Source organism: Paractinoplanes rhizophilus, assembly GCF_042664765.1.
In the GTDB taxonomy this organism is placed as follows: domain Bacteria; phylum Actinomycetota; class Actinomycetes; order Mycobacteriales; family Micromonosporaceae; genus Actinoplanes; species Actinoplanes rhizophilus.
Map to the genome: position 1 here is coordinate 1 of NZ_JBHTBJ010000018.1, position 24,570 is coordinate 24,570.

27 protein-coding genes and 2 pseudogenes are annotated in these 24,570 nt (G+C 72.0%); 10 read left to right on the forward strand and 19 right to left on the reverse strand.

Annotated elements, in window-relative coordinates; all coding sequences use genetic code 11:
- Nucleotides 1-534: 534 nt before the first annotated feature.
- Nucleotides 535-1,545, reverse strand: a complete 1,011-nt coding sequence (gene alc / locus ACFQS1_RS23080) for an allantoicase (RefSeq protein ID WP_378971774.1) — start codon at nt 1,543-1,545, stop codon at nt 535-537.
- 4 nt (nt 1,546-1,549) lie between these two features.
- Nucleotides 1,550-2,860, reverse strand: coding sequence for an allantoinase AllB (gene allB / locus ACFQS1_RS23085; protein ID WP_378971777.1), 1,311 nt, complete (start codon nt 2,858-2,860; stop codon nt 1,550-1,552).
- Nucleotides 2,861-2,923: 63 nt separating this feature from the next.
- Between allB and ACFQS1_RS23090 the strand changes: the two genes are divergently transcribed.
- Genes ACFQS1_RS23090 through ACFQS1_RS23100 form a run of 3 tightly spaced genes read left to right on the forward strand, consistent with a single transcriptional unit; the run spans nt 2,924 to nt 5,645 of the window.
- Nucleotides 2,924-4,036: a phosphotransferase family protein gene (locus tag ACFQS1_RS23090; protein ID WP_378971779.1), complete on the forward strand. Its 1,113-nt coding sequence runs from the start codon at nt 2,924-2,926 to the stop codon at nt 4,034-4,036.
- Nucleotides 4,033-5,118, forward strand: coding sequence for a protein-L-isoaspartate O-methyltransferase family protein (locus ACFQS1_RS23095; RefSeq protein WP_378971781.1), 1,086 nt, complete (start codon nt 4,033-4,035; stop codon nt 5,116-5,118). Before ACFQS1_RS23090 ends, ACFQS1_RS23095 begins: the two co-directional genes overlap by 4 nt.
- Nucleotides 5,115-5,645 carry a DUF6817 domain-containing protein gene (locus tag ACFQS1_RS23100; RefSeq protein WP_378971783.1) on the forward strand — a complete coding sequence of 177 codons (531 nt, stop codon included), beginning with the start codon at nt 5,115-5,117 and terminating at the stop codon, nt 5,643-5,645. Before ACFQS1_RS23095 ends, ACFQS1_RS23100 begins: the two co-directional genes overlap by 4 nt.
- A gap of 29 nt (nt 5,646-5,674) precedes the next feature.
- Here the strand turns inward: ACFQS1_RS23100 and ACFQS1_RS23105 are convergent, their stop codons facing one another.
- Complete coding sequence (locus tag ACFQS1_RS23105) at nt 5,675-7,312, reverse strand: phospholipase D family protein (protein WP_378971786.1); 1,638 nt, start codon at nt 7,310-7,312, stop codon at nt 5,675-5,677.
- 88 nt (nt 7,313-7,400) lie between these two features.
- Between ACFQS1_RS23105 and ACFQS1_RS23110 the strand changes: the two genes are divergently transcribed.
- Nucleotides 7,401-7,622 carry a hypothetical protein gene (locus ACFQS1_RS23110; protein WP_378971788.1) on the forward strand — a complete coding sequence of 74 codons (222 nt, stop codon included), beginning with the start codon at nt 7,401-7,403 and terminating at the stop codon, nt 7,620-7,622.
- On the opposite strand, the gene ACFQS1_RS23115 is transcribed toward ACFQS1_RS23110, so the two are convergent.
- Complete coding sequence (locus ACFQS1_RS23115; RefSeq protein WP_378971790.1) at nt 7,612-8,268, reverse strand: class I SAM-dependent methyltransferase; 657 nt, start codon at nt 8,266-8,268, stop codon at nt 7,612-7,614. The two genes, ACFQS1_RS23110 and ACFQS1_RS23115, sit on opposite strands and share 11 nt — an antisense overlap.
- A gap of 257 nt (nt 8,269-8,525) precedes the next feature.
- Between ACFQS1_RS23115 and ACFQS1_RS23120 the strand changes: the two genes are divergently transcribed.
- Nucleotides 8,526-9,194 carry a hypothetical protein gene (locus tag ACFQS1_RS23120; protein ID WP_378971793.1) on the forward strand — a complete coding sequence of 223 codons (669 nt, stop codon included), beginning with the start codon at nt 8,526-8,528 and terminating at the stop codon, nt 9,192-9,194.
- Here ACFQS1_RS23120 and ACFQS1_RS23125 read toward each other — a convergent pair.
- Both ACFQS1_RS23125 and ACFQS1_RS23130 read right to left on the reverse strand, forming a co-directional pair.
- Nucleotides 9,175-9,756 (reverse strand): pentapeptide repeat-containing protein, encoded by a 582-nt coding sequence (locus ACFQS1_RS23125; RefSeq protein ID WP_378971795.1) that lies wholly within the window; start codon nt 9,754-9,756, stop codon nt 9,175-9,177. The genes ACFQS1_RS23120 and ACFQS1_RS23125 overlap by 20 nt on opposite strands.
- A 95-nt stretch (nt 9,757-9,851) precedes the next feature.
- Nucleotides 9,852-10,589, reverse strand: coding sequence for an alpha/beta fold hydrolase (locus ACFQS1_RS23130; RefSeq protein ID WP_378971798.1), 738 nt, complete (start codon nt 10,587-10,589; stop codon nt 9,852-9,854).
- Nucleotides 10,590-10,641: 52 nt separating this feature from the next.
- Here ACFQS1_RS23130 and ACFQS1_RS23135 point away from each other — a divergent pair, with 52 nt between their 5' ends.
- Nucleotides 10,642-11,838, forward strand: a complete 1,197-nt coding sequence (locus ACFQS1_RS23135) for an aminopeptidase (RefSeq protein WP_378971800.1) — start codon at nt 10,642-10,644, stop codon at nt 11,836-11,838.
- A complete protein-coding gene (locus ACFQS1_RS23140) occupies nt 11,826-12,698 on the forward strand; it encodes an NAD-dependent epimerase/dehydratase family protein (protein WP_378971803.1) in 873 nt (290 codons plus the stop codon). The genes ACFQS1_RS23135 and ACFQS1_RS23140 overlap by 13 nt, the downstream gene beginning before the upstream one ends.
- 4 nt (nt 12,699-12,702) lie before the next feature.
- On the opposite strand, the gene ACFQS1_RS23145 is transcribed toward ACFQS1_RS23140, so the two are convergent.
- From ACFQS1_RS23145 to ACFQS1_RS23160, 4 genes are read right to left on the reverse strand one after another with little or no spacing between them, the layout of a single operon-like run.
- On the reverse strand, nt 12,703-13,665 hold the full coding sequence (locus ACFQS1_RS23145) for a pirin family protein (protein WP_378971805.1): 963 nt from the start codon (nt 13,663-13,665) through the stop codon (nt 12,703-12,705).
- Between the two features lies 1 nt (nt 13,666).
- Nucleotides 13,667-14,107 carry a MarR family winged helix-turn-helix transcriptional regulator gene (locus ACFQS1_RS23150; protein WP_378971808.1) on the reverse strand — a complete coding sequence of 147 codons (441 nt, stop codon included), beginning with the start codon at nt 14,105-14,107 and terminating at the stop codon, nt 13,667-13,669.
- 48 nt (nt 14,108-14,155) lie between these two features.
- Entirely contained in the window at nt 14,156-15,022 is an 867-nt protein-coding gene (locus ACFQS1_RS23155) for an alpha/beta fold hydrolase (protein WP_378971811.1), read from the reverse strand.
- Complete coding sequence (locus tag ACFQS1_RS23160; protein WP_378971813.1) at nt 15,019-15,519, reverse strand: hypothetical protein; 501 nt, start codon at nt 15,517-15,519, stop codon at nt 15,019-15,021. The genes ACFQS1_RS23155 and ACFQS1_RS23160 overlap by 4 nt, the downstream gene beginning before the upstream one ends.
- 74 nt (nt 15,520-15,593) lie before the next feature.
- On the opposite strand from ACFQS1_RS23160, the gene ACFQS1_RS23165 reads away from it, so the two are divergent.
- Complete coding sequence (locus ACFQS1_RS23165) at nt 15,594-16,052, forward strand: GNAT family N-acetyltransferase (protein WP_378971815.1); 459 nt, start codon at nt 15,594-15,596, stop codon at nt 16,050-16,052.
- Here the strand turns inward: ACFQS1_RS23165 and ACFQS1_RS23170 are convergent.
- The 3 genes from ACFQS1_RS23170 to ACFQS1_RS23180 all read right to left on the reverse strand — a co-directional run bounded on the left by ACFQS1_RS23170 (nt 16,041) and on the right by ACFQS1_RS23180 (nt 17,764).
- Nucleotides 16,041-16,529, reverse strand: coding sequence for a DUF402 domain-containing protein (locus ACFQS1_RS23170; RefSeq protein ID WP_378971818.1), 489 nt, complete (start codon nt 16,527-16,529; stop codon nt 16,041-16,043). The genes ACFQS1_RS23165 and ACFQS1_RS23170 overlap by 12 nt on opposite strands.
- 2 nt (nt 16,530-16,531) lie before the next feature.
- The gene (locus tag ACFQS1_RS23175; RefSeq protein WP_378971820.1) at nt 16,532-17,032 is read right to left on the reverse strand and encodes a tetratricopeptide repeat protein; all 501 of its coding nucleotides are present in this window, start codon (nt 17,030-17,032) and stop codon (nt 16,532-16,534) included.
- Between the two features lie 207 nt (nt 17,033-17,239).
- Nucleotides 17,240-17,764 (reverse strand): hypothetical protein, encoded by a 525-nt coding sequence (locus ACFQS1_RS23180; protein ID WP_378971822.1) that lies wholly within the window; start codon nt 17,762-17,764, stop codon nt 17,240-17,242.
- Between the two features lie 181 nt (nt 17,765-17,945).
- Here ACFQS1_RS23180 and ACFQS1_RS23185 point away from each other — a divergent pair, with 181 nt between their 5' ends.
- The gene (locus ACFQS1_RS23185) at nt 17,946-18,332 is read left to right on the forward strand and encodes a hypothetical protein (RefSeq protein WP_378971825.1); all 387 of its coding nucleotides are present in this window, start codon (nt 17,946-17,948) and stop codon (nt 18,330-18,332) included.
- A 54-nt stretch (nt 18,333-18,386) separates the two neighbouring features.
- Here the strand turns inward: ACFQS1_RS23185 and ACFQS1_RS40670 are convergent.
- From ACFQS1_RS40670 to ACFQS1_RS23205, 5 genes and pseudogenes are all read right to left on the reverse strand, one after another.
- A pseudogene (locus tag ACFQS1_RS40670) lies at nt 18,387-18,614 on the reverse strand (Clp protease N-terminal domain-containing protein); the annotation flags it as partial.
- Between the two features lie 228 nt (nt 18,615-18,842).
- A pseudogene (locus ACFQS1_RS40675) lies at nt 18,843-18,989 on the reverse strand (Clp protease N-terminal domain-containing protein); the annotation flags it as partial.
- A gap of 1 nt (nt 18,990) precedes the next feature.
- Nucleotides 18,991-19,227, reverse strand: a complete 237-nt coding sequence (locus tag ACFQS1_RS23195; protein WP_378971829.1) for a helix-turn-helix domain-containing protein — start codon at nt 19,225-19,227, stop codon at nt 18,991-18,993.
- Between the two features lie 341 nt (nt 19,228-19,568).
- Nucleotides 19,569-20,300 (reverse strand): VOC family protein, encoded by a 732-nt coding sequence (locus tag ACFQS1_RS23200; RefSeq protein WP_378971831.1) that lies wholly within the window; start codon nt 20,298-20,300, stop codon nt 19,569-19,571.
- A gap of 199 nt (nt 20,301-20,499) precedes the next feature.
- Nucleotides 20,500-22,656, reverse strand: coding sequence for an ATP-binding SpoIIE family protein phosphatase (locus ACFQS1_RS23205; protein ID WP_378971833.1), 2,157 nt, complete (start codon nt 22,654-22,656; stop codon nt 20,500-20,502).
- Between the two features lie 154 nt (nt 22,657-22,810).
- Between ACFQS1_RS23205 and ACFQS1_RS23210 the strand changes: the two genes are divergently transcribed.
- Nucleotides 22,811-24,103 (forward strand): mechanosensitive ion channel family protein, encoded by a 1,293-nt coding sequence (locus tag ACFQS1_RS23210; protein ID WP_378971835.1) that lies wholly within the window; start codon nt 22,811-22,813, stop codon nt 24,101-24,103.
- A gap of 85 nt (nt 24,104-24,188) precedes the next feature.
- On the opposite strand, the gene ACFQS1_RS23215 is transcribed toward ACFQS1_RS23210, so the two are convergent.
- Nucleotides 24,189-24,545, reverse strand: a complete 357-nt coding sequence (locus ACFQS1_RS23215; RefSeq protein WP_378971837.1) for a DUF6401 family natural product biosynthesis protein — start codon at nt 24,543-24,545, stop codon at nt 24,189-24,191.
- Nucleotides 24,546-24,570: the final 25 nt, after the last annotated feature.

The window sequence follows — 24,570 nt, forward strand, 5'->3', positions numbered from 1 at the left end:
CAGTGAGTGCACGAGCACCTCCCAGCCGAGGCCGACAAATCCCGTTAAAGACCCGAAGCCAGTAAGCAGAAGGGTCAGACCCCGGCGGGAGGTGCTCATGAACATCATCTCTGTAAGCAGAGCAAAGTCCTTGAAGCCCCTTCGGGACTGCCGTGGTGCTGTGTAAATGCGAGGTGAGTTGATCTTCATCCGTTAGTGACGGCTGAGGACGTGTCAGGATTTGCGGGTCAGGTCGCCTCCGGGCGAAGCGGCCTCGCCGCGGACGTCGGGTCGGGCCTTGCCGTCCGCATACTCGAGTGCGTGTACTCGCCGACGAGTAATGCGAAGCGGACGGACGAGCGAAAAAGAGCAAGATGGCCAAGCGACGCCGGGTGGCCAACCTGATGGCGCTGGGCGTCCTGTCCACCGTCGCGTTCCGGCCGATGCACCCGTACGAGATGGCCACTGCCCTTCGCGGGCCAAGCACGGCCTGCCCGAAGAGGCCGAATCGAGTCGCGCGGGCCGCCGCCCCGAGCGCACCGGCCCCGAGCAGCGCTACCGCATCGATTGGCCGGCGTCGGTCTGAGCCACGTGCCGGCGGAACCTCTCCTCGAGGAAGGCCCGGTCGGGCCGCCCGATCACCCGCAGCCGCGCCATCCCGCCGTCGGGCAGGATGTCGAGCCGCACCCGGTCGGCGGCCCGCCCGGACGCCACCGCGAACCGATGCGGCGTGTCCGGGTTGAGCGGCACCCGCGGCAGCACCTCGAACCATTCCCCGCCGTCGAGCGAGCCGTGCACCGAGGCCGCCCCCGGCGCGTTGCCCTTGAAGTGGCTGGTGTCGAGGTCGACGAACTCGATCTCCGACGGCGCCGCCAGCGTCACCTCCACCCATTCGTTGCCGTCGGTGCGGCGCCGGGCCGTCTCCCACCCGTCGCCCATGTGCTGCGCCAGCCCCGGCATCAGCATGTTGTGCGGCCGGCCGAAGAACATGTTGCTGCACCCGGAGATCCGTCCCCCGGCGGCGATCGTGGCCACGTCGAAGACGGCCGGCAGCAGCGTGGGATCGGGCACCACCTCGCCGTGCACGCGCAGCCGGGCCACCCCGCCGTCCGGATGGATCGTCAGCCGCACGTGGGTGAACCGGCGGCGGTCGTCGACCGGGAACAGGTTGCGGGTGTCGCCGTCGAGCGGGGACTTCGGCACGATCGGCACCCAGGTGGCGGCCTGCAGCGCGGCCGGCGCCGGATAGCCGTCGGTGGCCAGCGCGTCGACCGACGCGTGCGTGGGGTAGTTGCCGACGAAGAACGCGGTGTCGACGTCGACGCCGTGGATGACCCCGGGCGCGCCGAGCCGCACGATCGCGACGTCGTGCCCGGGGCTGCGCCGGCGGCGGGTCTCCCAGCCGTCGTACACCTGGCCCTTCTGGTCGAAGGTGCGCGGCGAGAAGGCCGGCGCCGACGGCAGGACCAGGTGGTCGGCGGCCGCGAAGAACTCGTCGTTGGCCCACACCACGCCGCCGCCGAGGGCCCGCGAGGCGAGGTCGGTCCGGGTGCTGAACTCCTCCATCGTGCTACCCCTCTCGCGCGAGAAAACGGCCGCGGGCCTGGTCGGTGGTCACCGTGCGCCCGCGCAGCCAGGTCGTGCGGACCACGCCGTGCAAGACCCTTCCGGCGTACGGCGTGACGGGGTTCCGGTGGTGCAGCCGCCGCGGGTCGACCTCGAAGGCCGCGTCGGGGTCGAACGCGACCAGGTCGGCGTCCGCGCCCGGCGCGATGCGGCCCTTGCCGGTCAGCCCGGCCAGCTCGGCCGGGCGCCGCGCCATCCACTCCACCACGTCGGCGAGCCCGTGCCCGCGCTCGCGCGCCGCCGTCCAGATCACCGGCAGCCCCAGCTGCACCGACGCGATCCCGCCCCACGCCGCCGCGAAGTCGCCGGTGTCGCGCCTCTTCAGCTCGGGCGTGCACGGCGAATGATCGCTGACCACGCACGTGATCAGCCCGTCCGCGAGCGCCCGCCACAGCGCGTCGGCGTTCGCGGCGTCCCGGATCGGCGGGCAGCACTTGAACTCGGTGGCCCCGTCGGGGATGCCGGCCGCGTCGAGCGTCAAGTAGTGCGGACAGGTCTCCGCGGTGACGCGTACCCCCTGGGCTTTTGCCTCGGCGATCAGCGGAAGCGCGCCGGCCGCCGAAAGATGCAGGATGTGCACGCGCCGGCCGGTCACCCGCGCCGCGTCGATCGCCGTGGCGATCGCGGCGTGCTCGGCCGCGGCGGGCCGGGAGGCGAGAAAATCGGCGTACGCGGCGGACGACGCCGCGTCCCGGAGGTGACCGGGATCCTCCGCGTGCACGACGAACAGCGCGTCCACGGCCCGCAGAGCCGAAACCAGCTCGGCCGGGGACACCGGCGGGAACTCGGGAACGCCCGAATCGGCGAGGAAGGCCTTGAACCCGAAGACGCCGGCGTCGTGCAGGCCGGGCAGCGCCGACGCGTTCCCCGGGATCGCGCCGCCCCAGAAACCCACGTCGACGTGGATCTGCCCGCACGCCGCCGCCTGCTTGATCCGCAGCGCTTCCACGTCGACCGTCGGCGGCAGGCTGTTCAGCGGCATGTCGATGATCGTGGTGACCCCGCCGGCCGCGGCGGCCCGGGTGGCGGTCGCGAAGCCCTCCCATTCCGTACGCCCCGGCTCGTTCACGTGGACGTGCGTGTCGACCAGGCCGGGCAGCAGGGCGGTGTCGCCGAGATCGATCTCTTCGGTGGCCTCGATCGCCGCGTCGTACGACGAAACCGACACGATCCGCGAACCGGTCACGGCCACGGCGGCGGGCCGCTGCGCGCCATCGACGACCGTGCGCCGGGAGCGCAGCACGAGATCGGCCATGTCACCGACCTTAGACGGCGGACCGAGGGTTGTTCAGCGCGCTGGGTAATCCACACTGTGGGCGTGACGCGAATCGTGAATCTGGTCTTCGTCGACCCGTCCGGCCGGCTGCTGGGCGCCCTCCCGCCGTTCGAGGTGCCGACGCCGTGGCGGCAGGAGGTGGGTGCGTTCGCCGACCAGCGGTGGCAGGTGCTGCGGATGCTGCACGCGGACGGCCGTGAGGTGACCTACCTGGCCGAGACCGCCGACCCGCCGGCCGGGCTGCTTCCCGCCTCCGCCGATCTCGCGCCGCACCCCCTCCGGGCGCCGTACGCCGAGGTCGGTGGGCCGGCCGCCTCGCTCGCCTGGGCGCGGTCGGTGCTCGGGCCCGGGATCACCGCGCATCAGGTGCGCACCTGGAACCTGTCGGCGATCTGGCGCCTCGACCGGGACGGCCGCACGGTCGCCTGGCTCAAGCAGGTGCCGTCGTTCTTCGCCCACGAGCCGGACGCGTTGCGCCTGGTCGACGCGGTGCGGCCCGGGCTGGTGCCGCCGCTGATCGCGGCCGGCGACCAGGGGCGGATGCTGCTCGCCCACGTCGAGGGGACCGACCGGTACGGCGCGGGCGCCGACCTGTGCGCCCGGATCGCGGAGGCGTTCGTGCCGGTGCAGGCCGAGCTGGCCGGCGCGCCCGGGCTGAGCGTGATCCCGGCCGGCCGGCTGGACGTTCGGCGGGTCGCAGCGCCGTACTTCGACAAGATCGACGGGCTCGAGGCGCTGATCGACAGCCTGCCCGGGCGCCTGGAAGCCGTCGCGGAGTGCGGCCTGCCCGACACCCTCGTGCACGGCGACCTGCACCCCGGCAACACCCGCACCGACGACGCCGGCCGGCTCACCATCATGGACTGGGGCGACTGCACGGTCGGCAACCCGGCCTTCGACATCCTCCGGCTGACCGAGGGGCTCGCGGACCCCGGTCCGGTGACCGAGCTGTGGGCGTACGGATGGAAGAAAGCCCGGCCCGGCACCCGGCCGGAACGTGCCGCCCAGCTGTTGCGCCCGGTCGCCGCGTTGCGCGGCGCCGTGACCTATGCCGCCTTCCTGGACGCCATCGAACCCTCCGAATGGCCCTATCACGCCGACGACGTCCCGGCGTGCCTGTCCGCGGCCGTCGCCGCCTCTATCGTGAAGGGGTGACCGGCCCGCGCGGGGACTACCTCGAGCAGATCCGGCGAGGTGGCGCCGACCTCCCGCCGGAGCTGGCGGCCGCGTTCGCCAAGGTTCCTCGCGAGGCGTTCGTGCCCGACGGCTTCCAGCGCCGCGACGGAAGCTGGGTGCGCCCGGCCGATCCCGAGTTCCTGGCCACGGTCTACAGCGACGACGTGCTGGTCACCAAGGTCGACAACAAGATCCCGGTCAGCTCGTCGAGCCAGCCGTCGCTGATGGCCATCATGATCATGGCGCTGCGCGTGACGCCGGGCCTGCGCATCCTCGAGATCGGCGCCGGCACCGGGTACAACGCCGCCCTCCTCGCTTCGCTCGGGGCGACGGTCACCAGCATCGACGTGCAGGAGGACGTGGCGGTCCGGGCGCGCGCCGCGTTGGCCCGGGCCGGAGTCTCCGGCGTACGGGTGGAGCACGGCGACGGCTACGCGGGTCGTCCGGGCGACCGCTTCGACCGGGTGATCGTCACGGTCGGCATCGGCGGCGTCTCTCCACAGTGGCTGGCACAACTCACGCCCGGGGGTTTCGTGCTCGCCCCCGTGAAGCACGCCGGCACCCATCCCGTCCTGGTCGTCTCGGGCCCGCCCGGCGGCCCGGTCATCGCCACCCCGGTCTGCCCGTCGGGATTCATGCTCGCGGCCGGCCCGCTGACCGCCGACCACCCCGGCGCGTTCCCGTCGCCGGCCGGCCCGCTGCCCGAGCTCTCGCCGGTGGCGCCGCCGCGTTTCGACCCGCCGCTGGACGAGATCGCCTACCGCGACCTGTGGTACGCGGCCGGCGCCTGGAGCCGCCGCGCGGCGCACGTCGCCGTGCCCGGACGGGATCAGGGCTGCCTGGCCCTGCTCGACGAGTCCCGCACCGACGGCGCCGTGATCTATCCGGACGGCAGCATCCACACCGGCAACTCGGCGGATCTCGTGCCGGCGGCCGCGGACATCCTCGACCGGTGGACCGCGGCGGGCCGGCCCACGATGCGGGCCTGGCGGGTGTCGTTCACCCTGACCGGCGATCCGGCGGCGCCGATCTGGGCGCCCGACGCTTGGGAGTTGTCATGACCGATGCCGTGCTGGCTTGGTTGCGCGACCGGGGCGCCGAGTCCGTCCCGCACGCCGGGGGCTCGCTCTACGAGCACCTGGGCCGGGTGGCCGACCGGCTGGCCGGCCACGGCGGGTCGCCGGCGTGCTGCCTGGCCGCGCTGACCCACGCGGCGTACGGGACCGACGGCTTCCCGGTCGTGCTGCTCGACGTCGCCGAGCGGCAGGTACTGCGCGAGCTGATCGGCGCCGAGGCGGAGGAGATGGTCTACCGCTACGGCGGCTGCGACCGCGGCCGCACCTGGCGCGCGCTGCCCGCGACCGGGCTGATCTGGAGCCGCTTCACCGGCCACAGCGAATCGCCGACGCCGGCCGGGGTGCGGGCCTTCGCCGACCTGAGCATCGTCAACGAGCTGGACGTGTACGAGCGCTCGCCGGAGATCGCCGCCAAGGCCGGCGACTATTTCCGGTCGGTCTTCCCGACCTGGGCGCCGGTGGCGTCGCCCGAGGTGATGGCGGACGCCCGGCGCGTGTTCGGCCTGAGGTAGTTCGGACTCCCGACGTGTCGCCTTCCGGCTCAGAAGGCGTTTCGGCGGCGCTCTCGCCAGGGGCGGCCGTCCGGGTCGTAGAAGAGGCGGTAGACCGGCAGCGACCAGAACCGCTGGTGCCACGGCAGGCGCTCGGGGGAGTGCGGGAACACGCGACCAGCCGGCCTTTCCGACTCGCGGCCGTCGTCGCTCCAGGCGCGCAGGCGATCGGCGGTCTCGGTCATCGCCTTGACCGCGGAGACCGGGTCCACCAGGTCCTCGTCGTCGCCCTCCGTCCGGTCCAGGTGCTCGCGCATCAGCCGGATGCGCAGGTCCCGCGCGAACCGCCGCGGCTCGTCGCTCCTCGGGTCGTCGCGGTCCTCTTCGCTCTTCCGGTCGCGGTCCTCATCGCTCTTCCGGTCGTCGCGGTCGTCGTCGCTCGGGTTGCGGTCGGCGCGGGTCTCGTCGAGGATCGCGCACGAGATCTCGCTGTCGTGCGTCCACGAGCGACGGTTGAAGTTGTCGCTGCCGACGCTGCACCAGATGTCGTCGATGACGCAGACCTTGGCGTGCACGTACACCGGGGTGCCTTGATGATTTTCCAGGTCGAAGACGTGGACCCGGTCGGGCGCGGCCAGGTGGCACACCGACAGCGCCTGCTCGCGGCCGATCTCGTTGGGCGGCAGCGCCAGGCGGCCGTCCACGTCCGGATAGCGGGGCACCACCGCGACCAGGTGCAGGGTCGGCGTGCTGCGCAGCGCCTCGGCGAACAGCTGGGCCACCTCGGTCGACCAGAGATACTGGTCCTCCACATAGATCAGGTGCCGGGCCTTGCGGATCGCCTTGGTGTAGGCACGGGCGATGGTGCGCTCCCCGTTCGGCGCGAACGAGTACTTCGGGCGCATGGCCGGATATGTCCGCAACACCTGGACGGCCAGCGTGCCGCACGGCGGCGGATCCGGCGGCTGCGGCGGGAGCGGGTCGGCGTGGTCGTCGGCGTGCTTGAGCTTGTCCATGATCGTGGCGATCGGGCCGTGCTGGTCGAGCGGGGCCGGGTCGGTCCACCGCTCGCGGAAGCTCAGGTCGAGCGCGCCGACCACCGGTCCCCGCAGGGCCAGCTGCAGGTCATGCCATGGCGGATTTTTCCCGTATTTTCCGGACATCTGCACTGCCTGCGGATCGCCCAGGTGCAAGGGCCCGTCCCGGCGGCTGTGGCACAGGTCGATGCCGCCGACGAAGGCCACGTCCCGCTCCGGCTCGCCCGGGTGCCGGATCACCACCAGCTTCTGATGGTGGGATCCACCCCGCCGTACGCGTTGATCGAGCAGCACCTCGCCGCCGGCCGCCCGCACCGCGTCCCCGAGGTTGCGGTTCTCCTCCTCGCTGTAGGCCATCTTGTCCAGATGGGACCGCCACAACAGCCCTTTGACGATCACGCCCCGCTTGGCGGCCGCCGCGAACAGCGACGCCACCGTCGGCCCCTCGTCGCGCAACCGCTCGTCCGGGTCGCCCCGCCAGTCGGTGAAGAACAGGTGGTCACCCTCCCGGAGACTGTCCACCTCGGCGACCAGCCGGTCAAAATACGTTATTCCGTGAATAAGCGGTTCGGCGGTGTTTCCCGTGCACCACGTGGGTATGGAGGAGTCCGGGTTGCCGCGCTCCCGCGTACTGAGGAACCACTCCACCACGCAGCCCCTTCGAGGTCGACGAAGCCCTCACGGTAAGCCCCTTGACGCACCCCCGCACCCTGGACGCCTTCCCCGGAGGGATCAGCCCATGAGCAGTGAGCCACTCACGACCACGCCCGCCGCCTCTGCCTCTGCCACTGCCGCCCCGGCCGTTTCCCCTGCTGTCTCGGCCGCTTCCGTTGCCTCGGCCGCTTCCGTTGCCCCGGCCGCTTCCGTTGCCTCGGCCGCCGCGGCCGCCGAGAAAGGCTTGCTCGTCGCGATCCTGGCGATCGTCCTGCTGGGCGCCGGTGCGATGCTCGTCATGATCTGACCGCGCCGATCGACAGGGTGGTCGGCACCGGCGCCCCGCCTTCGCGAAACTCCCGGAACGCGAAGCCGGCCGCCAGAAACGCCCCCAGCAGCTCCGGCAACGGATAGTGCGTGGCGCCGACCCGGTTGCGCACACCCTCCGTGGTCCACGAGTCCTTCGTCCAGTGACCGTCCACGTACCCCGGCCGGATCACCACCGCCGCGGGGTCGCTGCGGTCCGCGAAGCCGCCGCAGAACGCCGGATGCACTCCGACGTGCACAAACGTGCCGCCCGGGCGCAGGACCCGGGCGGCCTCACGCAGCACCGCCGGGTAGTCCGGCATATCGGTATGCACCATGATCGCCACCAATGCCCCCAGCGCACCGTCACGGATCGGCAGGCGCGTGGCGTCACCCCGGGCGACCGGCAGGCGCTTTTTCGCGTACGTCAACATGCGCGTCGACAGGTCGACACCCAGCGGCGTCCAACCCAGCTCGGCGAGCTGAGCCGCGTGCACGCCGGTGCCGCACCCGAGCTCGAGGACCGGCCCCCGCCCCGGCTCGAGCAGCGCCTCGATCGCCGCCCGAATCCCGATCGGATCCCCCGGAGTGCTGCCGGGGAGGAACTCGGTCTCGTACCAGTCGGCTATCGCGTCATAAACCGCCATCTACGCCAGCCCTCCGCCGTTCCGGTGCTCGCCGTTGCGCTGCCGGCTGTTCCGAAGTTCGTCGTTTTCGGCCCACCGCCGACCCCGCCCTCCCTGGGGGAGCCCCCGCTGGTCATTATCGCGGAAATGGGGCGACGGCGTGCCGCGGGCCGTCGCAGGCTGTGGACGACACGCAACTGTGGACAGACGCCGGCGTCGTGATACCGGGCCTGCCGGCGCGCTTGTCCGGAATCCCGCGGCCGTGACAACGTGTACCTGTGTCGCAGTTGACTGCCGATTCGAAGCGTGCGCTCGAGAGCATCGATCGCTTCGTCGCGGTCGCCGGTGAGATCGCCGAGCTTCCGATCCTGCGCCGGCCGGATTTCCGTCCGGCGGCGGACGCTTTGTACCGGATCGCCCAACTTCTCTTGGATGCGAACGAAAACCTCGCGCGGTGGCTGCACCTGTTCTTGCAGTTCAACTTCCACGGTGGCGACGCCCGTCAGCGGTTCCTTGATCTCGTGCAGCGCTATCGCACGGCAAAGGCCGGGCAGGAGCTGCGGCAGATGAAGTTCCGGTGCGGCGACATCTCGGTCATCTACTGGAACCACGTGGCCGGCAAGATGAGCGAGCTCTATCCGTCGGATGAGCACGACCGCCAACGTGCCGAGATGGCGTTCGGCCGGCTCGCCAATGCCGATGACGACATGGTGGCGCTCATCTACGAGACGGTGGTGGCCGGGATCGACGGATTCCTGGCGGACGCGGAGCGCAACGTCGATCGCTCGGATCTCAACGCGGCGGAGGCCCGGCGGCTGGCCTTCAAGGTCGCGTCGGCGCCGCTGTCGCAGCAGGTGGAACGCCTCGGGGCGGAGTTGTCCGACCTGGTCCTGCGGTATGCGCGGCTGGCCCACCGGTCGGTGACGCTCACGGCTGAGGGCGGATAGTGTCACCCAGATTCGCGCCGTCGAGCAGCACCTGTTCGGGACGTATCCCGGACAGGTCGGTGTGGCGCAGATCGGCGTCCCGCAGGTCCAGCTTCACCGTGGAGCGCCGGAGCAGACGGCCGGCCACGCGGAGCGCCGCCCGCACATCTTCGGGTGGCATGTCCGGACGCTCGCGGAGCTCTCGCGACCGCTCCCGCGTGAAGGCGCCGAGGACCCAGATTATCGTGTCCCGATCGTGCGACGAGTCGTTGCCGATCCGCTCCAGCGCATAGATGCCGCCGATACGTATTGCCGATGAGGCGTCGCCCAGCTGGGCAACGGCTTTCGTGTACCGATCCGTGATGTGGCCGTCCCGGCCCAGCCGGTAGGTGCGCGCGGTGAACCAGAGCGTCACGGCACTTCCGACCAGGACGACGAAACCGATCAACGGGGTCCGGACGTCATTGACCGCCTTGAGTTGCTCCGCGGCCGTCAGGTCGCGCGACGGATGCCGCGTCAACAGGGCCGGCAGGATCCACAGCGTCAGGATTCCGAGGACCACCACGCCGCTCAGCAGAAGCAACGCCCGCCATCCCCACCGCACGGCGTTCCTCGGGCCCATACGAATCTTTGTACGCCCGCGGCGTCAGCGACACCAGGCCGAACCAGCCCACCCGGTCACCGCAGGAAGTCCAGCAGGATCGGGTTCAGCAGGTCGGGGCGCTCGATGCTGGGCAGGTGGCCGACCCAGGGCAGGTGCATCCGGGTGGCCGCGGGCAGCACCCCGGCCAGGTGGTCGGCCACCTCGCTGAACTCGGGGAGGTCGTGGGCGCCGGTGACGAGCAGGGTCCGGGCGGTGATGTCCGCGTACGCGTACTCGTAAGCGGTCTGCGGTGGCTCCTCGGGGACTGCCATCTGGATGTCGAAAACGCGGCGCTGCATGACCCGTACGGAAGAACGGGTTTGATCCGATGCTTCCGGACCCACCCATTGGGTGACGTTCAGATCCACCGCACCGTCGATGTCGCCCGCTTCGAGCAGGGCGTTCTCGCGATCCCAGACGGCGCGCAGCCGCGGGCCGGGCGCGAGGTCGTCGCTGGCGGTGCAGAGCAGCACCAGCGTGGTCACGCGGGCCGGATGGCGGGCGGCGATCTCCAGCGCGACGCGGCCGCCGCCCGAGGAACCGATGATCGCGAAGGGACCGGGGCCGAGCAGGGCGAGCGCGTCGTCGGCGTCGTTGTAGGGCTCGGCGGCCAGCGGGGAGTCGCCGTAGCCGCGCAGGTCGCAGCGGACCGCCCGGAAGCCGGCCTCGGCGAGCGCGGGAATCGTCGGATCCCACATGCGGCGGTCGACCACCGTCGAATGCAGCAGCAGGACGGTGGGGCCGTCACCGGTCACGTCGTGGGCAAGAGTCACGCCGACGACGGTAGACCCCGCCGCCGGACCCACCTGATCTAGGCTGTCCGGCATGGGACGGATCGAGCGCTTCGCCGACCTGGTCGTCCGGGCCGGGGTCAACGTGCAGCCGGGGCAGGGTGTCGTGCTCGACACCGACACCGAGCACCTGGAGATCGCCCGGGCGGTGGTCGAGGCGGCGTACCGGGCCGGCGCCGCCTGGGTCGAGACGATCTGGAGCGACGGGCCGATGCAGCGGTCGGCGGTCGACCACCTGACCGTCGAGCAACTGTCGCGTAGCCGGCCGTGGGCGCTGGCCCGGATCGAGGAGTGGGCGGCCGCGGGCGCCGCGTCGATCGCGCTGGTCGGCGACGCGAACCCGCACCTGTTCGACGGCGCCGACCCGGCCAAGGTCGCGGCGCGCCGGTGGGACGAGGCGCAGGCGCGCCGGCGGGTGCTGTTCGGTCGGATGCGCTGGAGCGTGGTGGCCGCGCCCAACCCGGGCTGGGCCGAGCAGATCTTCGGCGAGCCGGACATGGATCGGCTGTGGGAGGCGGTCGGCACGGCGATGCGGCTCGACTCGCCCGACCCGGCGGCCGAGTGGCAGCAGCGGTCGGCGACACTGACGGCGCGCGCCCGCCGGCTGGACGAGCTGGAGCTGACCGAGGTGCGCTACCTGGGCGAGGGCACCGACCTGACGGTCGGGCTGCCGGCCAGCGCCCGCTGGACCGGCGGCGGCATGATCGACGGCGACGGCATCCCGTACATGCCGAACATCCCGACCGAGGAGGTCTTCACCAGCCCCGATCGCCGTCGCGCGGACGGCGCGATCCGGGTGACCAAGCCCATGGTCATCCTCGGCCAGATGGTCACCGGCCTCCGGGTCGACTTCAAGGACGGCAAGATCATTGACGCGTACGCCGACGAGGGCGCCGACGTCGTGCGAGCGCAGATCGCCACGGACGAGGGATCGAGCCGGCTCGGCGAGGTGTCGCTGGTCGACCGGGACAGCCGGATAGCGAAGGCCGGGATCGTCTTCCGGAACACCCTCTTCGACGAGAACGCCGGGTGTCACGTGGCGTGGGGACAGAGCTTCCCGTTCGCGGTCGAGGGCGGCATGGCGCTCAGCGAGGACGAGCGGGCCGCGCTCGGGCTCAACGTGTCGGCCGTGCACACCGACGTGGTGATCGGCGGGGACGGCATCACCGTCACCGGGACGGGTCCCAAGGGCACAGTCGAGATCATCCGCGACGACGAGTGGGTGCTCTGACCGCCCGCATGCGGGTGCTGGTGCTGGGCGGGACGGGCTTCGTCGGCCGCACCATCGTCGAGCGGTTGCTCGCCGACGGCCACTCCCCGACGCTGTTCAACCGGGGTCGCAACGCCTCACTGTTTCCCGAGGTCGAGCAGCTGGCCGGCGACCGGTATGCGGGCGACTTCGGGGCGCTGGCGGCCGGCTCGTGGGACGCGGTCGTGGACGTGACATCGTACGTGCCGCGGGATGTGGCCGGGGCGATGGACGCGCTCGGCGACCGGGTGGGGCGGTACCTGCTCATCTCCAGCCACGCGGTGTTCGACGGCGCCGGCCCGGCGCTGCGCCCACCGATCCGCGACGCGGTGTGGCCGCTGACGAACGAGACCTACGGCCCGTCGAAGGTCGCCTGCGAGCAGGATGTCGCCGGCCGCTTCGGCGCACGGGCGACGATCGTGCGGCCGGTCAAGGTGGCGGGCCCCTATGACGACGAGAATGGGTTGGTTTACTGGGTGCGGGCCGCGGCTCGGGGCGGCCGGGTTTCGCTGCCCGGGGATCCGGCCCAGCCGATCCAGCTGGTCGACTCGCGGGACCTGGCCCGCCTGGTGGTCACCCTCCTGGCCACCGATCGGGGCGCCGCTTTCACAGCGGCCGGCCCCACCACCACCTTTGCCGGACTTATTGGGATTTGCGCCGAAGCGGCCGGGACGTCGGTGGAGGTGGTGCCGGTGCCGCCGCGAGGCCGGTTCCCCCTGGTGCGGGACCCATCGGTGTGGCCGACGCTGCACCGCACGCCGGCACCGGAGATGGGTGCGCTCACGCCGCTGCTGACGACGGCCCGGGACGTGCTGGCGTGGGACCGCGAGGCGACCGCCTGACGGCTCAGTCGGTGTGCGGGAGCCGGTCGGCCGGCACCACGCCGAGGCGGCCCTTCTGGAAGTCCTCGAACGCCTGGGCCAGCTCCTCCTTGGTGTTCATCACGAACGGCCCGTAGTGCGCCACCGGCTCCCGGATCGGCTGACCGCCCATCACGAACAGCTCCATCGCCGGAATGTTCGAGTCCTGGGCGGCGTCCGCCGTGACCCGGATCGCGTCGCCGGCGCCGAAGACCGCCAACTGTCCGATCTGGATCGGCCGCTTCTCGGCGCCGACGGTGCCGCGGCCGGCGAGGACGTACACCAGCGCGTTGTAGTCCGGCTGCCACGGCAGGTCGAGCTGCGCGCCGGGCTGGAGGGTCACGTGCGCCAGGTTGATCGGCGTGAACGTCGAGCCGGGGCCGGCGTGCCCGTCGATCGAGCCGGCGATGATGCGGATCAGGCTGCCGCCGTCCGGCGTGGTGATCAGCGCCGACTCGCGTCCGCGGATGTCCTGGTATTTCGGGGTGATCATCTTGGCGGCGCGCGGCAGGTTGACCCAGAGCTGCAGGCCGTGGAAGAGGCCGCCGCTGGTCACCAGGTGCTCCGGCGGCGCCTCGATGTGCAGGATGCCCTGCCCGGCGGTCATCCACTGGGTGTCGCCGTTGGTGATCGTCCCGCCGCCGCCCAGCGAGTCCTGGTGGTCCATGATCCCGTCGATCATGTAGGTCACCGTCTCGAAGCCGCGGTGCGGATGCCAGGGCGTGCCCTTCGGCTCGCCCGGCGCGTAGTCGACCTCGCCCATCTGGTCGAGGTGGATGAACGGGTCGAGCTCGTTCACCGGCACGCCGGCGAACGCGCGGCGCACCGGGAAGCCCTCGCCCTCGTAACCGGAGGGCGCGGTGGTGAGGCGGCGAACCGGCCGGAAAGCACCGGTGACGGTGCCGAGGCGGGGCAGGACGAGGACGTCGTCGACGGTGATGGCGGGCATCTCAGGCCTTCCTTACTTTGTCGAAAACCCTCTCGATGACCTCGAGCTCGTCGGGGTCGAGGCGGTCGATGAAGCGGTCCCGCACGGTGACCAGGTGCAGCGGGGCCGCGGACTCCAGCGCGGCCATCCCCTCGTCGGTGAGCACGGCCTCCTGGCCGCGCCCGTCCTCGGGACAGGGCTGCTTGCGGACGAGGCCGCGCTTGACCATCGAGTTGATCTGGTACGTGATGCGGCTCGGCGAGAACACCAGCCGGCCCGCCAGCTCGCCCATGCGCAGCCGGCGGCCGGGCGCCTCGGAGAGCACGACCATGACGTGGTAATCGTTCATGCTCAGGCCGGTCTGGGCGCGCAGGTCGTCCTCGAGATGGGTGTGCAGCGCCCACGAGCTCTCGATGAACGTGCGCCAGGCGCGCTGCTCGTCGTCGGTCAACGGTTCGGCCATGACGAGAACTGTAGCTCTTTCAAATCTTAAATAACAAGGTGCCGAGGGTCACGACGCGTCGCGGATCCGCTCCATCAGCGCCACGAACGCCGCCGGCTGATCGAACATCGACCGATGACCCGCGTTCTTGAGCGTCACGAGCTCTTTGCGCGGCGCCTTCAGCACCGCGTTCCAAAGACCGAGATCGCGTACGCGCGCGGGCACCTCACGGTCACCGGCGACGAAATAGACGGGTACGCCCAGGGCGGGCACCTGGCTCTTGAAGTCGATCGAGCGCACCCGCGGGTAGTAGGCGTCGAACGAATCGAGGAAGCCGGACAGCACGTGGACCTTCTCGAGCGCCCCCAGCTCGGGCGCCTCCGCGTTCTCGATCAGCGCGTCGCCGTTGTCCGTCCCGTACACCCGATCCTCGTTGAGGATCATCGGCTCGTACCCGTAGATGTTGGTGTAGGGCGGCGGGCCGACCTGCGTGAGCCGCGCGACCAGCTCGCCGTCGCCGTGGGCCCGCGCCCACGCCAGCGTGTCCGCGTACTGCGTGCGGTCGCTGGCGGTCGGATCCGCCACCTGCCCGACGCCGACGTAGGCCGCGAAATACCCCGGGCTTTCCTGTACGGCCAGGGTCGCGCCGATCGTGCCGCCCGAATGTGCGACCAGGAGGATCTTGTCGCGCCGGAACCGGGTGCGCAGGTATTCGGTGACGTCCAGGACGTTGCGGGTCTCGTTCGCCACCGTGAAGGTCGGCGTCGGGTCGAGCGCGCCGAACGACCGCGCCCCGCCGCGCCTGTCCATGGTCACCACGACGAACCGCTGCTCCAGCGCCGCGAGCCGCTCGCGCATCGCGCGCAGCTCGGAACCGCCCGGCGACCCGGGGACGAACAGCAGGACCGGGAGGTCGGCGCGGGCGCCCCTGATCATGAGACCGAGCTTCCCCGCGTACGCAAGCTCGGAAATGCCCCGTCGATCGGCGCGGCGCGCCCCGGGACCGCGACCACCACCCCGGTCGCGACCACCACGACGGCCAGCACGCCCGTCACGAACCGGCCCACCCACCGCCAGGGGCTGCGGCTGTGCCGCGTGGAGCCCGCGCCGTAGGCCGCGGCGACCCCCATCGGCAGCAGCGTGAGCAGCGCCTGGAAGCCGCGCCCCACGATCAGCGCGAGGATGCCCAGGGCGGTCGGGCGCGGATAATCCACCGTCGGGCCGGCGAACCCCACCCGCGTCACCTCGGCCGCCACCAGGAACAGCAGCGGCGTCAGCAGAATCGCCCAGCGCGAGCGGGTGTAGCGCCCCGCGAACGCGCCGACCGCGATGCTGCCCAGCAGGATCGCGACCGCCTCGATCGGGAAGACCGGCCCGCGCGGCCGCCAGAAGGCCACGAGCACACCCCAGACCAGCGCTGGAAGCAACCCCACGCCACGGACCATGAGGGGCACGGTAGTGGAAAATCGATGCCGTCTGCTGCCCCGGGACGGCTAACCTGCGTGCCATGATTGCTCGCCTCGCCGTGCCCGATGACGCCGACGAGCTGGTGCGCCTGCGCGCCGTCATGTTGCGCTCGCTGCACGCCGGATCGTGGACCGACGACTGGCGCAAACACGCCCGCGCCACCCTGATCGACCGCCTCGCCGCCGGCACGATGGCGGCGTTCGTCGTCGACCGCCCGGAGGCGACCGGCCTGGCGTCGTGCGCGCTCGGCGTGATCGAGGAGAGGCTCGGCGGCCCCGGCAACCCGTTCGGCCGCAGCGGCTACGTCTTCAGCGTCGCGACCGACGAGGACATGCGCCGCCGCGGCTTCTCCCGCGCGTGCATGACGGCGCTGCTCGACTGGTTCCGCGACCGCGGCGTCACCAAGGTCGACCTGCGCGCGTCGCCGTCGGGGGAGCCGCTCTACCGGTCGCTGGGCTTCGAGCGCACCCCCGACCCCGCGATGCGCCTACGGTTCTAGGGTCCGCAGCATCTGCCAGCCGCGGTGGATCCACGCCTCGGTCCCGCGCCGGAGCTCTTCCGCGCACCGCTCGGCCGTGACCCGGGCGAGCTCGGCGTCCGCCGCGCTCATCCAGCCGTGGCGAAGCGACTCCTCGTACTCGTCCCAGTCCTCGATCTCCACCCGCCCGTCACCCTCGTGCCGCACCGGATCCAGCTCGAGATCGACATACCGCCAGCCGTCCGCGGTGGGCTCGGGCGGAAGGCAGATGTCGATCTCCAGCCGCCGATCGGCTGGCTCGTCGACCCACCAGGCTGCCCACGGACGGCCCGTCGCCAGCCACACCAGCACCGGAACCGCCGACGTGCCGTCATCGTGCGGCGCCTGCCACGGCGAACCGACCGGGCCCCACAGCCACGTGCCATCGCCGTCCTGGGCGATCGGCTGGAATCCGTACCAATGGACGCCCCCGGGGCGCTTGACCTTCGACAGGCTCATCGCTATTCGGGGCGGCCGTCGGCGAGCCACTGCGCCAGGCCGCGCAGGCCGACCGCCCACCGGCCGAGGTCGGTGACCTCGGGGTGCCCGGTGACGACGGTGAGCAGCTCGGCGACCGCCTCGTCCGGCCGGCCGGCGTCGTTGAGGGTCAGGGCGCGGAAGACCCGGACGGAATCGGAGTCGGGGAACTCCCGGCGGGCGCGGTCGAGCACGGCCAGCGACTCGTCCAGGTCGCCCAGCCACCGCAGGGTGCTGGCGTACTGGCACAGGCACCTGCGCAGCGGGTCGCCGTCGAGGCCGAGGGCCAGTGCCCGCTCGTAGTAGCCGCGCGCGGTCTCCTCCTCGCCCGCGGTGTCGTAGGCGCCGCCCACCTCGTACACGAGCACCGGATGGTCCGGGTGCTCGGCCAGCAGCGCCTGGAAGTAGGCGATCGTCGGCGCCATGTTCGCCCGGTCGCGCTGGTCGTAGCCGCGCTGGATCGCATCGGCCAGCTCGGAAGTCACTTCTGATGTCACTGGTGCAGCCCCTACGCGTATCGGACGGTGAAGGTCGTGGGCGCGCCGTCGACCGCCGGCCCGCACCGGACGCTATCGGGCGCGCGTCCGGTCGCGCGGAGGCGGGTGGCACTGTGGCGGCTCACGCGCGGGTGAGTTTCGCGGAGGCGAGTGGCGCTGTGGTGGCTCACGCGCGGGTGGGTGGCGCGGCGGCGCTCAGGCGGCGGGCTGCAAGGCCTGGTGGCCCCGGCCTTCCGCGACCGACGTTTCCGCGACCAAGGGCTCGGCGGTCAGTGGCTCCGCGTCCAGCGGCTCGGCGCCCACGGGCTCGGCCACGAGGGGCTCGGCGGGCGGGGCGGCGACGGCCAGGCGGGCGACCGGTGGGGGCTCGACCGGGATCGGGATGGCCGCGGCGCCGGCGCCGGTGGGGCGCGGCTTGCGCTTCGGGGAGCGGGACGACGTGCTGCCGCCCCGGCCGGGATAGACGTAGAGACCGTTGACCGGGTCGGGGGTCGCGTCGAGGGCCGCGGTCACGACGGGCAGGGACCGGAAGCGATCCCACTCGTCGGCCTCGCGGAACGCCACCTCCAGCACGACGCCGCCGGGGATCACGGTCCACTCCCACTTGCGGGCGCCATTGGTGACGGCCGCCTCCAGGAGGGCCTCACCGTATCCGTCCTTCCACCGCAACGCGGGCAGGACGCCATCGCGAACCTCGATCGACCACCACCGCACGCTCATGCCATCGAAGGTACGCCTCGAAAGCACGCCGCGCGGGTACGCATTCCAGACATCGGGGAGTTGCCGCGAGCGGGGAACGGAAACTCATCTGGCGTGCGTTCCGGGCACCCGGATGACCTGGAAACTTGCACTGATCATGACCGCGACGAAGGCCTGGCCACGCCATTATCATCGACGCGCTATGGCTTACCGGGTGGAGTACAACGGCGAGGACATCGAGCTCGCCACCCTCGATGCCGCCCTCAACTGCGCCCGCAACGCGATCGCCAACGACGTCGACCGCTTCGACGGCTGGGCGGTCGAGCACGACGAGGAGCTCGACGACTGGTTCGTGCAGGCCGTGCGCAACGGCCGCCGGATCGGGCCGACCGCGGTGATCTCCGGACCCGGCGCCCGCGTGGTGGAGGAGTGGGAGCGCCGGGTCTCGTTCATCGGCCGTACCCCGGCCGAGGCGTTCGCGATGGCGGCCGACTGGCTGGAGCGCCGGCCCGACATCGACGTGCTCGGCGATGTCGGCTGGCACCACACGTCCAGCGGCCACCAGCTGCGCATCTATTACCGCGGCTGAGCGGCCACGGTGGCACAGCGGCCGTTCGGTCACCGTGGCCAAACGGCGCCGCGGCTAAGCGGCCTCGTTCTTCAGCGCGTTCTCCAGATCGGCGCGGAGCTTCCGGAAGTCGACGTCGTGGTCGGCCAGGATGCGGGCGGCCAGCCCCTCGCCCTCGCGCAGCAGGCCCAGCATGATGTGCTCGGGGGCGATGAAGTTCTGGTGCAGGCGGATCGCCTCGCGCAGCGAGAGCTCGAGCAGCTTCTTGGCTCGCGGGGAGAACGGGATGTGCCCGCCGCTCGCGTAGAACTTGCCGAAGATGCCGCGCTTGCGCGGCGCGGGCTTGGGCAGGCGCAGCGAGCCGGCGCCGAAGCTTTCCTCGATGGCGGCGCGCACCTTGTCGAGGTCGATGCCGATGGCCTTGAGCGCGGCGGCGTCCTCGTCGTCGGCCTCGGTGAAGGAGAGGTCGGGCCGGTCGGACGGGTAGATGCGCCGGACGTCGGCCCGGGCGGTCGCCAGGTCGAGGGGGCGCAGCAATCGCGCGACGGCGCCGTCCTCCTCGGCCAGCATCGAGAGCAGCACGTGCTCGGTGCCGATGCGGTCGTGGCCCAGGTCGCGGGCCTGTGCCTGGGCACCGACCACAACCTGGCGCGCGGCGGCGGTGAACCGTTCGAACATGTCAGTCCTCCCGTGGGTCGCGCGCCGGCATGAGGTGCGCGTGCTTCTTGTGGACGCCCTGGCGGGTCACGTCGAGCGCGTCGGCGATCTCCTGCCAGGACCAGCCCTGGCGGCGGGCGTTGGCGACCTGCAGGTGCTCGAGCCCCTCGAGCAGTCGGCGCAGGGCGACCACCGCGCGCAGGCCGACCCGGGGGTCGGCGCTGCCGGCGGCGGCGGCGAGGTCGGTTGCCTCAGTCATGCTGTCAACTTACGTTGACGACACCCCCGTCGTCAACCCCGGTTGACACCTTCGGGACGCGCGCACCGGCGTCCGCTCCGCTCCGCGACCAGGACGGCCGGCCCCGTTCACCAGCCTTTGCTCTGCTTACAGAGCGGAAGCACGGAGACATTCGCTGCCGAGTCCGCGCTTCCCCAGAGTGAGCAGAGCAGTCCGCGCTTCCCCGGAGTGAGCAGAGCAAAGCCTTCGGAGACCGTCGCCCGACCGGTGGCGGACGCTGGTAAACAGAGCGTCGGGAGCGAGGCCGGGCGAAAAAGAAGGCCGGCTTCCCGAAGGAAGCCGGCCCCTTTTGGTCGGACGAATCAGCCGCCGTACGTCAGCTCGAACCCGATGATGTCGTTGTAGGCGACCGAAAGCTCCACCGGCCGCGGCACCGGCGCCGTGACCGCGAACGGCGCACCCGCCGGGTCGACAATCTCGACGTACCGCCCGAGCCCCAGCTCCACCGGCCCGGCCGTCACCCGGCCGCCCAGCCGGGCCACGTCGTCGGTCAGCGCGGGGCAGTCGGCCACCTGGAACGACGGCTGCCAGCGGTTGTCGTACCGCCCGGTGATCAGCCCGGCCACCGAGTCGTGCGCCTCGGTCAGCCATTCGCCGCTGCCGAACTCGTGCGTCAGCGTCCACCCGAACACCGAGCCGTAGAACCCCGTCGCGCGGGCCGTGTCGTCGGTCAGCAGGTCGGACCACGCCATCGTGCCCGGCTCGCCGCGCAGCTGGGCGCCCGCGAACCCGGTGGACTGCCAGAGGCCGAAGAGCGCTCCGCCGGCGTCGGCGACGATCGAGCTGCGTGCGCCGGCTCGCTCCTCCGGCGGGGTCAAAATTCTCCCGTACGCCTGGAGCACACGTTCCCAGGTCTCCTCGAGATCGGGAGTCGCGAGGTACGTCAGCCACCCGTCGGGCCGGTCGTGCCGGCTCCGCGAGATGCCGGCGACCGCGCGACCATCGAGCAGGAACCGATCGCCGTCGATCTCCCAGCCGAACAGTCCGGCGTAGAACTCCGCCGCCCGCGCCGGGTCCGAAGTCGTCAGTTCCACCCAGCAGGGGGTCGATGGCGCAAAGCCTCTGATCCTCATGTGCCGCTCCAACCTGGATGTCCCCGAATTGCTGAACACCTTACGGCACCCAATACGCTTCGTCACTACCCAAGGGTTCAATGTCCGGTTTGGCGCGTGTTGCCGCAACGTAGAGTAATTGGTTGAGGGTTCGAATGTAACGCGACCGTTAGGCTGTCGATCAGTCGAGTGTGGATCTGATCAGCATCTCGAACCACACGGTCGAGCCGCGGACCGACGGGTCGGTGCCCCACGAGTCGCTCAGCTCCTCGATCAGCCCGAGGCCGCGACCGCGGCTGCTCAGGCTCGTCTTGGCCTCGGCCGGCGTGCGGATCACGCCGCCCCGGGTGCCGGTGTCGGCGACCGACACCAGCAGCCTCTCCGCGTTCAGGTCGATACCCACCTCGGCCGGCGTGCCGGCGTGCAGCAGCGCGTTGGTGGTGAGCTCGCTGGTGCACAGGACGGCGGACGCGATCACCGGCTCGGGCACCGACCACTGACGCAGGCGGGCGGTCATCCAATGGCGTACCCGGCCCGGGCCGCTCGGATCGGCCGCCACCCGCATCGTGTCGGACCGGCTGCGGGTGACCGCCCGCTCCACCGCGAGCACCGCCACGTCGTCGTCGGTCGGCGGGCCCGGCACCGCCGCGGTCGCCAGCGAGCACAGGTTGCGCGGGTCGCCGCTCGGCGCCGCCGCGGCCGCCGACACCAGCGCGTCCAGCCCGTCGTTCAGCGGGCGGCCGCGCCGCTCCACCATCCCGTCGCTGAACAGCATGATCGTGTCGCCCGGCTCGAGCCGCACCTGGCCGGTCTGCCACCGGCCGCCCAGCCCCAGCGGCGCGCCCGGCGGCACCTTGACCAGCTCGGCCGTGGGCGGCTCGCCGGCCAGCCCGGCGCGGCGCAGCACCGGCGGCGGATGGCCAGCGCTGGCCAGCGTGATGGTGCCGTCCGCGAGGTCGAGCACCCCGTACGCCACCGTCACGAAGATCTCCTCGTTGCGCGACTCGGCGCCCAGCGAGCCGACCAGCCGGTCGAGGCCGGCCAGCACCGCCGGCGGCTCGCTGTCGGTCAGCGCCATCGCCCGCAGCGCGGCCCGCACCTGGCCCATCACCGCGGCCGCCCGCACGTCGTGCCCGGCCACGTCGCCCAGCACGATCGCCAGCCGGTCGTCGGCCAGCCGGAACGCGTCGTAGAAGTCGCCGCCCGCGGCGTTGCCGTCGACGCCCGGCGCGTAGCGGGCCGCGATGCGGAAGTTGTCGAGCTCGGGCAGGTGCTCGGGGAGCATGCTGCGCTGCAGGAGCTGGGCGGTGCCGTGCTGCGCCTCGAAGCGGCGGGCCCGCTCGGCGGCCTGGGCCACCAGCTGGGCGACCGCGCCGAGCAGCGCGCGCTCGGCCGGCAGCCAGGTGTGCGGGGCGCGATAGCCGATGCTCAGCGCGCCGGTCAGCGACGGCGTGCGCAGCGGCAGCACGGCCAGCGCCCGGACGCGCCGCTCGTGCCGGTCGGCCGCCACCTCGCGCAGCGGCTCGCCGTCGGGCACGAACGACGGCCGCCCGTCGCGGGCGGCCGTCACCAGCGGGGCGCGCGCGTCGCCGGGCATGCCCTTCCACACCGGGGGAAGGCGCTCGTCGGCCTCGTCGAGCACGTCGCCGCGCACCCGCCGCACCATGCGGAAGGCGGCGCCGTCGTCGACCGCGAAGGCGCAGTGGTCGACGTCGAACGAGGCCGCCGCGTAGCCCAGCACCACCCGGGCCACGTCGTCGACGGTCAGCGCGACCGCGAGCCGTGCGGTCAGGTCGCCCAGGTTCTGCAGGCGGCGGGTCACCTGGGTGGTCTCGGCGGCCACGGTCAGCACCCCGGCCACGGCCCCGTGCGAGTCGTGCACGACCGAGTGCCCGCGGGTGAAGAACGCCTGCTCGGCCGGGCCGCCCTCGGTGCGGGCCACGGTCAGCTGGGTCTCGGCCTCGAGGAACGGCTGGCCGCTGCGGTAGACCCCCTCGACGACGCCGCCCAGGGTCGCCCAGAGGTCGGCCAGTCCCTCCGGCGCGGGGCGGCCCAGCGCGGCCGGGTGCAGGGAGCCGATCATTTCCGCGTACGCGTCGTTGTAGATCAGCAGGAAGCCGGCGCCGGCGCTGAACGCCATCGGCATCGGGGACGCCAGCACGAGCTCGACGGTGGCCGCGACCGCCGGATCCCAGCTCTCCCGCGCGCCGAGCGGGGTGGCCGGCCAGTCGATCTCGGCGACGATCTCGACGCAGCCGCGGCGGCCAGGCTGGGGCCCACCCGGCTGCGACGGCAGCGCGGGCATCACTGAGGGGCTCACCCCACCCGTCCCGGCCATGAACAAAAGCGTAGCCCGCCTCGGCCATTCGGACGATGCCCCGCCCACCGTCCGTCCGATTCCTGACGGTACGAGTGATGACACCGCGAGCCGAGCGGCGTTGCTCGTTCCGTCTTATGGTCGCAGTGTTCTTGATGACGGCAGGGGAGTGGCGATGACCGATAACGGGATAGGCCAGGGGCTCAGCGACATGTGGCGCTCGGTGCTGTTGTTCCTGCCCAAGGCGCTGGTGTTCCTCGTGATCCTGATCGTCGGGTATGTCGTGGCCCGGCTGCTGCGGACGCTGGTGGCCAAGGGGCTCGGGCGCACCGGCTTCGATCGGGCGGTGTCACGCGGCGGGGTCGGGCGAGCGCTGCGCAACGTCAGCGCCGCCGACCTTTGTGCGAAGATTGTCTTTTATGCGGTCCTGCTGTTCGCGCTCCAGCTGGCGTTCGGGATCTGGGGTCCCAACCCGGTCAGCGACCTGCTCACGGCGCTGATCGCGTGGCTGCCGCGGGCGTTCGTGGCGATCGTCATCGTGGTGGTGGCCGCGGCGATCGCCGGCGCCGTCCACGATCTGATCGCGAGCGCGCTGGGCGGCCTCGGGTACGGGCGGGTGCTGGCCCGGGCGGTGGCGATCGTGATCGTGGCGCTGGGCGTGATCGCGGCGCTGGACCAGGTGCAGATCGCCACGTCGGTCACGCAGCCGCTGCTGATCGCGGTGCTGGCCACGGTCGCCGGCGTGGTGATCGTCGGGGTCGGCGGCGGGCTGGTCCGGCCCATGCAGCAGCGGTGGGAGGGGTGGCTGGATCGCGCCTCGACCGAGACCAGCGCGATCCGCGAGCATGCGAAGGCGTATGCGGACGAGCGCCGTGCCGAGGAGGCCCGTCGTGCCGAGGAGGCGCGGCTCGCGGAGGAGGCCCGGCTGGCGAAGGAAGCCGAGGAGGCGCGGCTCGCGGAGGAGGCCCGCCTCGCGAAGGAAGCCGAGGAAGCCCGCCTCGCGAAGGAAGCGGAGGAGGCCCGGAAAGCCGAGGAAGCCCGGAAAGCCGAGGAGGCCAGGAGGGCTGAGGAGGCCCGGAAAGCCGAGGCGGCCAGGAGGGCTGAGGAGGCCCGCCGGGCGGAGGAGGCACGAAAGGCCGAGGAGGCTCGGAAGGCCGCGCAAGCCGAGCCGCCTCCGGATGACACCCAGGTCATCCCGACCCCGCGTGGCCGCCGCGTCACCGACGGCGCCGACGCCGAGCAGCGTGCCGACTTCGTCCCGGGCTTCGACGCCGACCCCGATGCCACCACGATCATCACCTCGGACACCGCCGACACCACGATCATCAACCCCGGTGCCGACGACACGGTGGTGATCGCCGGCGACGAGACCCAGGTGATCTCCGCGGACGATGTCACGCAGGACGTCACGCGGGACGACACCACCCAGGACGTCACGGCCGAGGACCGCCGCAAGCCGAGGAGATAGCGCCGCCGACATAGAAGGCCGCCACCGGGTACGAAACCCGGCGGCGGCCCGGGTCGGACAGCCTGTGGAGCGGTGGGGCGTGCGATCAGCCGGCCTCGGGCAGGGTGCGGGCGAGCGCGCACACGGCCAGCAGCCGGCGCATCACCCAATCGTTCTCCGACCAGTCGATCGGGCCGACCGGCGGCCGCCAGCCGTGGGTGAAGGCGGCGTCGCGCACGCCCTCGGCGTACGCGGCGAGCAGGACCGCGGTCAGTGGGCGGACGTCCGCGGACAGGCTGTCGCGGATGCCGGCCGAGTGCTGGTCGACGACGGCCATCAGGCCCGGGCTGACGTCGGCGGCGTCGAGGCCGCTGACGCCCACCGTGTCGTGGAGCTCGGCGAGGCAGGCGTAGGCGGAACGGAGGGCAGCACGGGCGGCGGCGCCGCTGAACAGGCCATTCATGAGAAGGAAAGCTACGGAGACCGGG

Bases quoted from the DNA above. Each gene is read 5' to 3' on its own strand.
- alc (WP_378971774.1), bottom strand. From the start codon at position 1,545: ATGGAGGAGTTCAGCACCCGGACCGACCTCGCCTCGCGGGCCCTCGGC.
- allB (WP_378971777.1), bottom strand. From the start codon at position 2,860: ATGGCCGATCTCGTGCTGCGCTCCCGGCGCACGGTCGTCGATGGCGCG.
- ACFQS1_RS23100 (WP_378971783.1), top strand. From the start codon at position 5,115: ATGACCGATGCCGTGCTGGCTTGGTTGCGCGACCGGGGCGCCGAGTCC.
- ACFQS1_RS23110 (WP_378971788.1), top strand. From the start codon at position 7,401: ATGAGCAGTGAGCCACTCACGACCACGCCCGCCGCCTCTGCCTCTGCC.
- ACFQS1_RS23115 (WP_378971790.1), bottom strand. From the start codon at position 8,268: ATGGCGGTTTATGACGCGATAGCCGACTGGTACGAGACCGAGTTCCTC.
- ACFQS1_RS23135 (WP_378971800.1), top strand. From the start codon at position 10,642: ATGGGACGGATCGAGCGCTTCGCCGACCTGGTCGTCCGGGCCGGGGTC.
- ACFQS1_RS23145 (WP_378971805.1), bottom strand. From the start codon at position 13,665: ATGCCCGCCATCACCGTCGACGACGTCCTCGTCCTGCCCCGCCTCGGC.
- ACFQS1_RS23150 (WP_378971808.1), bottom strand. From the start codon at position 14,107: ATGGCCGAACCGTTGACCGACGACGAGCAGCGCGCCTGGCGCACGTTC.
- ACFQS1_RS23155 (WP_378971811.1), bottom strand. From the start codon at position 15,022: ATGATCAGGGGCGCCCGCGCCGACCTCCCGGTCCTGCTGTTCGTCCCC.
- ACFQS1_RS23165 (WP_378971815.1), top strand. From the start codon at position 15,594: ATGATTGCTCGCCTCGCCGTGCCCGATGACGCCGACGAGCTGGTGCGC.
- ACFQS1_RS23170 (WP_378971818.1), bottom strand. From the start codon at position 16,529: ATGAGCCTGTCGAAGGTCAAGCGCCCCGGGGGCGTCCATTGGTACGGA.
- ACFQS1_RS23180 (WP_378971822.1), bottom strand. From the start codon at position 17,764: ATGAGCGTGCGGTGGTGGTCGATCGAGGTTCGCGATGGCGTCCTGCCC.
- ACFQS1_RS23185 (WP_378971825.1), top strand. From the start codon at position 17,946: ATGGCTTACCGGGTGGAGTACAACGGCGAGGACATCGAGCTCGCCACC.
- ACFQS1_RS23195 (WP_378971829.1), bottom strand. From the start codon at position 19,227: ATGACTGAGGCAACCGACCTCGCCGCCGCCGCCGGCAGCGCCGACCCC.
- ACFQS1_RS23205 (WP_378971833.1), bottom strand. From the start codon at position 22,656: ATGGCCGGGACGGGTGGGGTGAGCCCCTCAGTGATGCCCGCGCTGCCG.
- ACFQS1_RS23210 (WP_378971835.1), top strand. From the start codon at position 22,811: ATGACCGATAACGGGATAGGCCAGGGGCTCAGCGACATGTGGCGCTCG.
- ACFQS1_RS23215 (WP_378971837.1), bottom strand. From the start codon at position 24,545: ATGAATGGCCTGTTCAGCGGCGCCGCCGCCCGTGCTGCCCTCCGTTCC.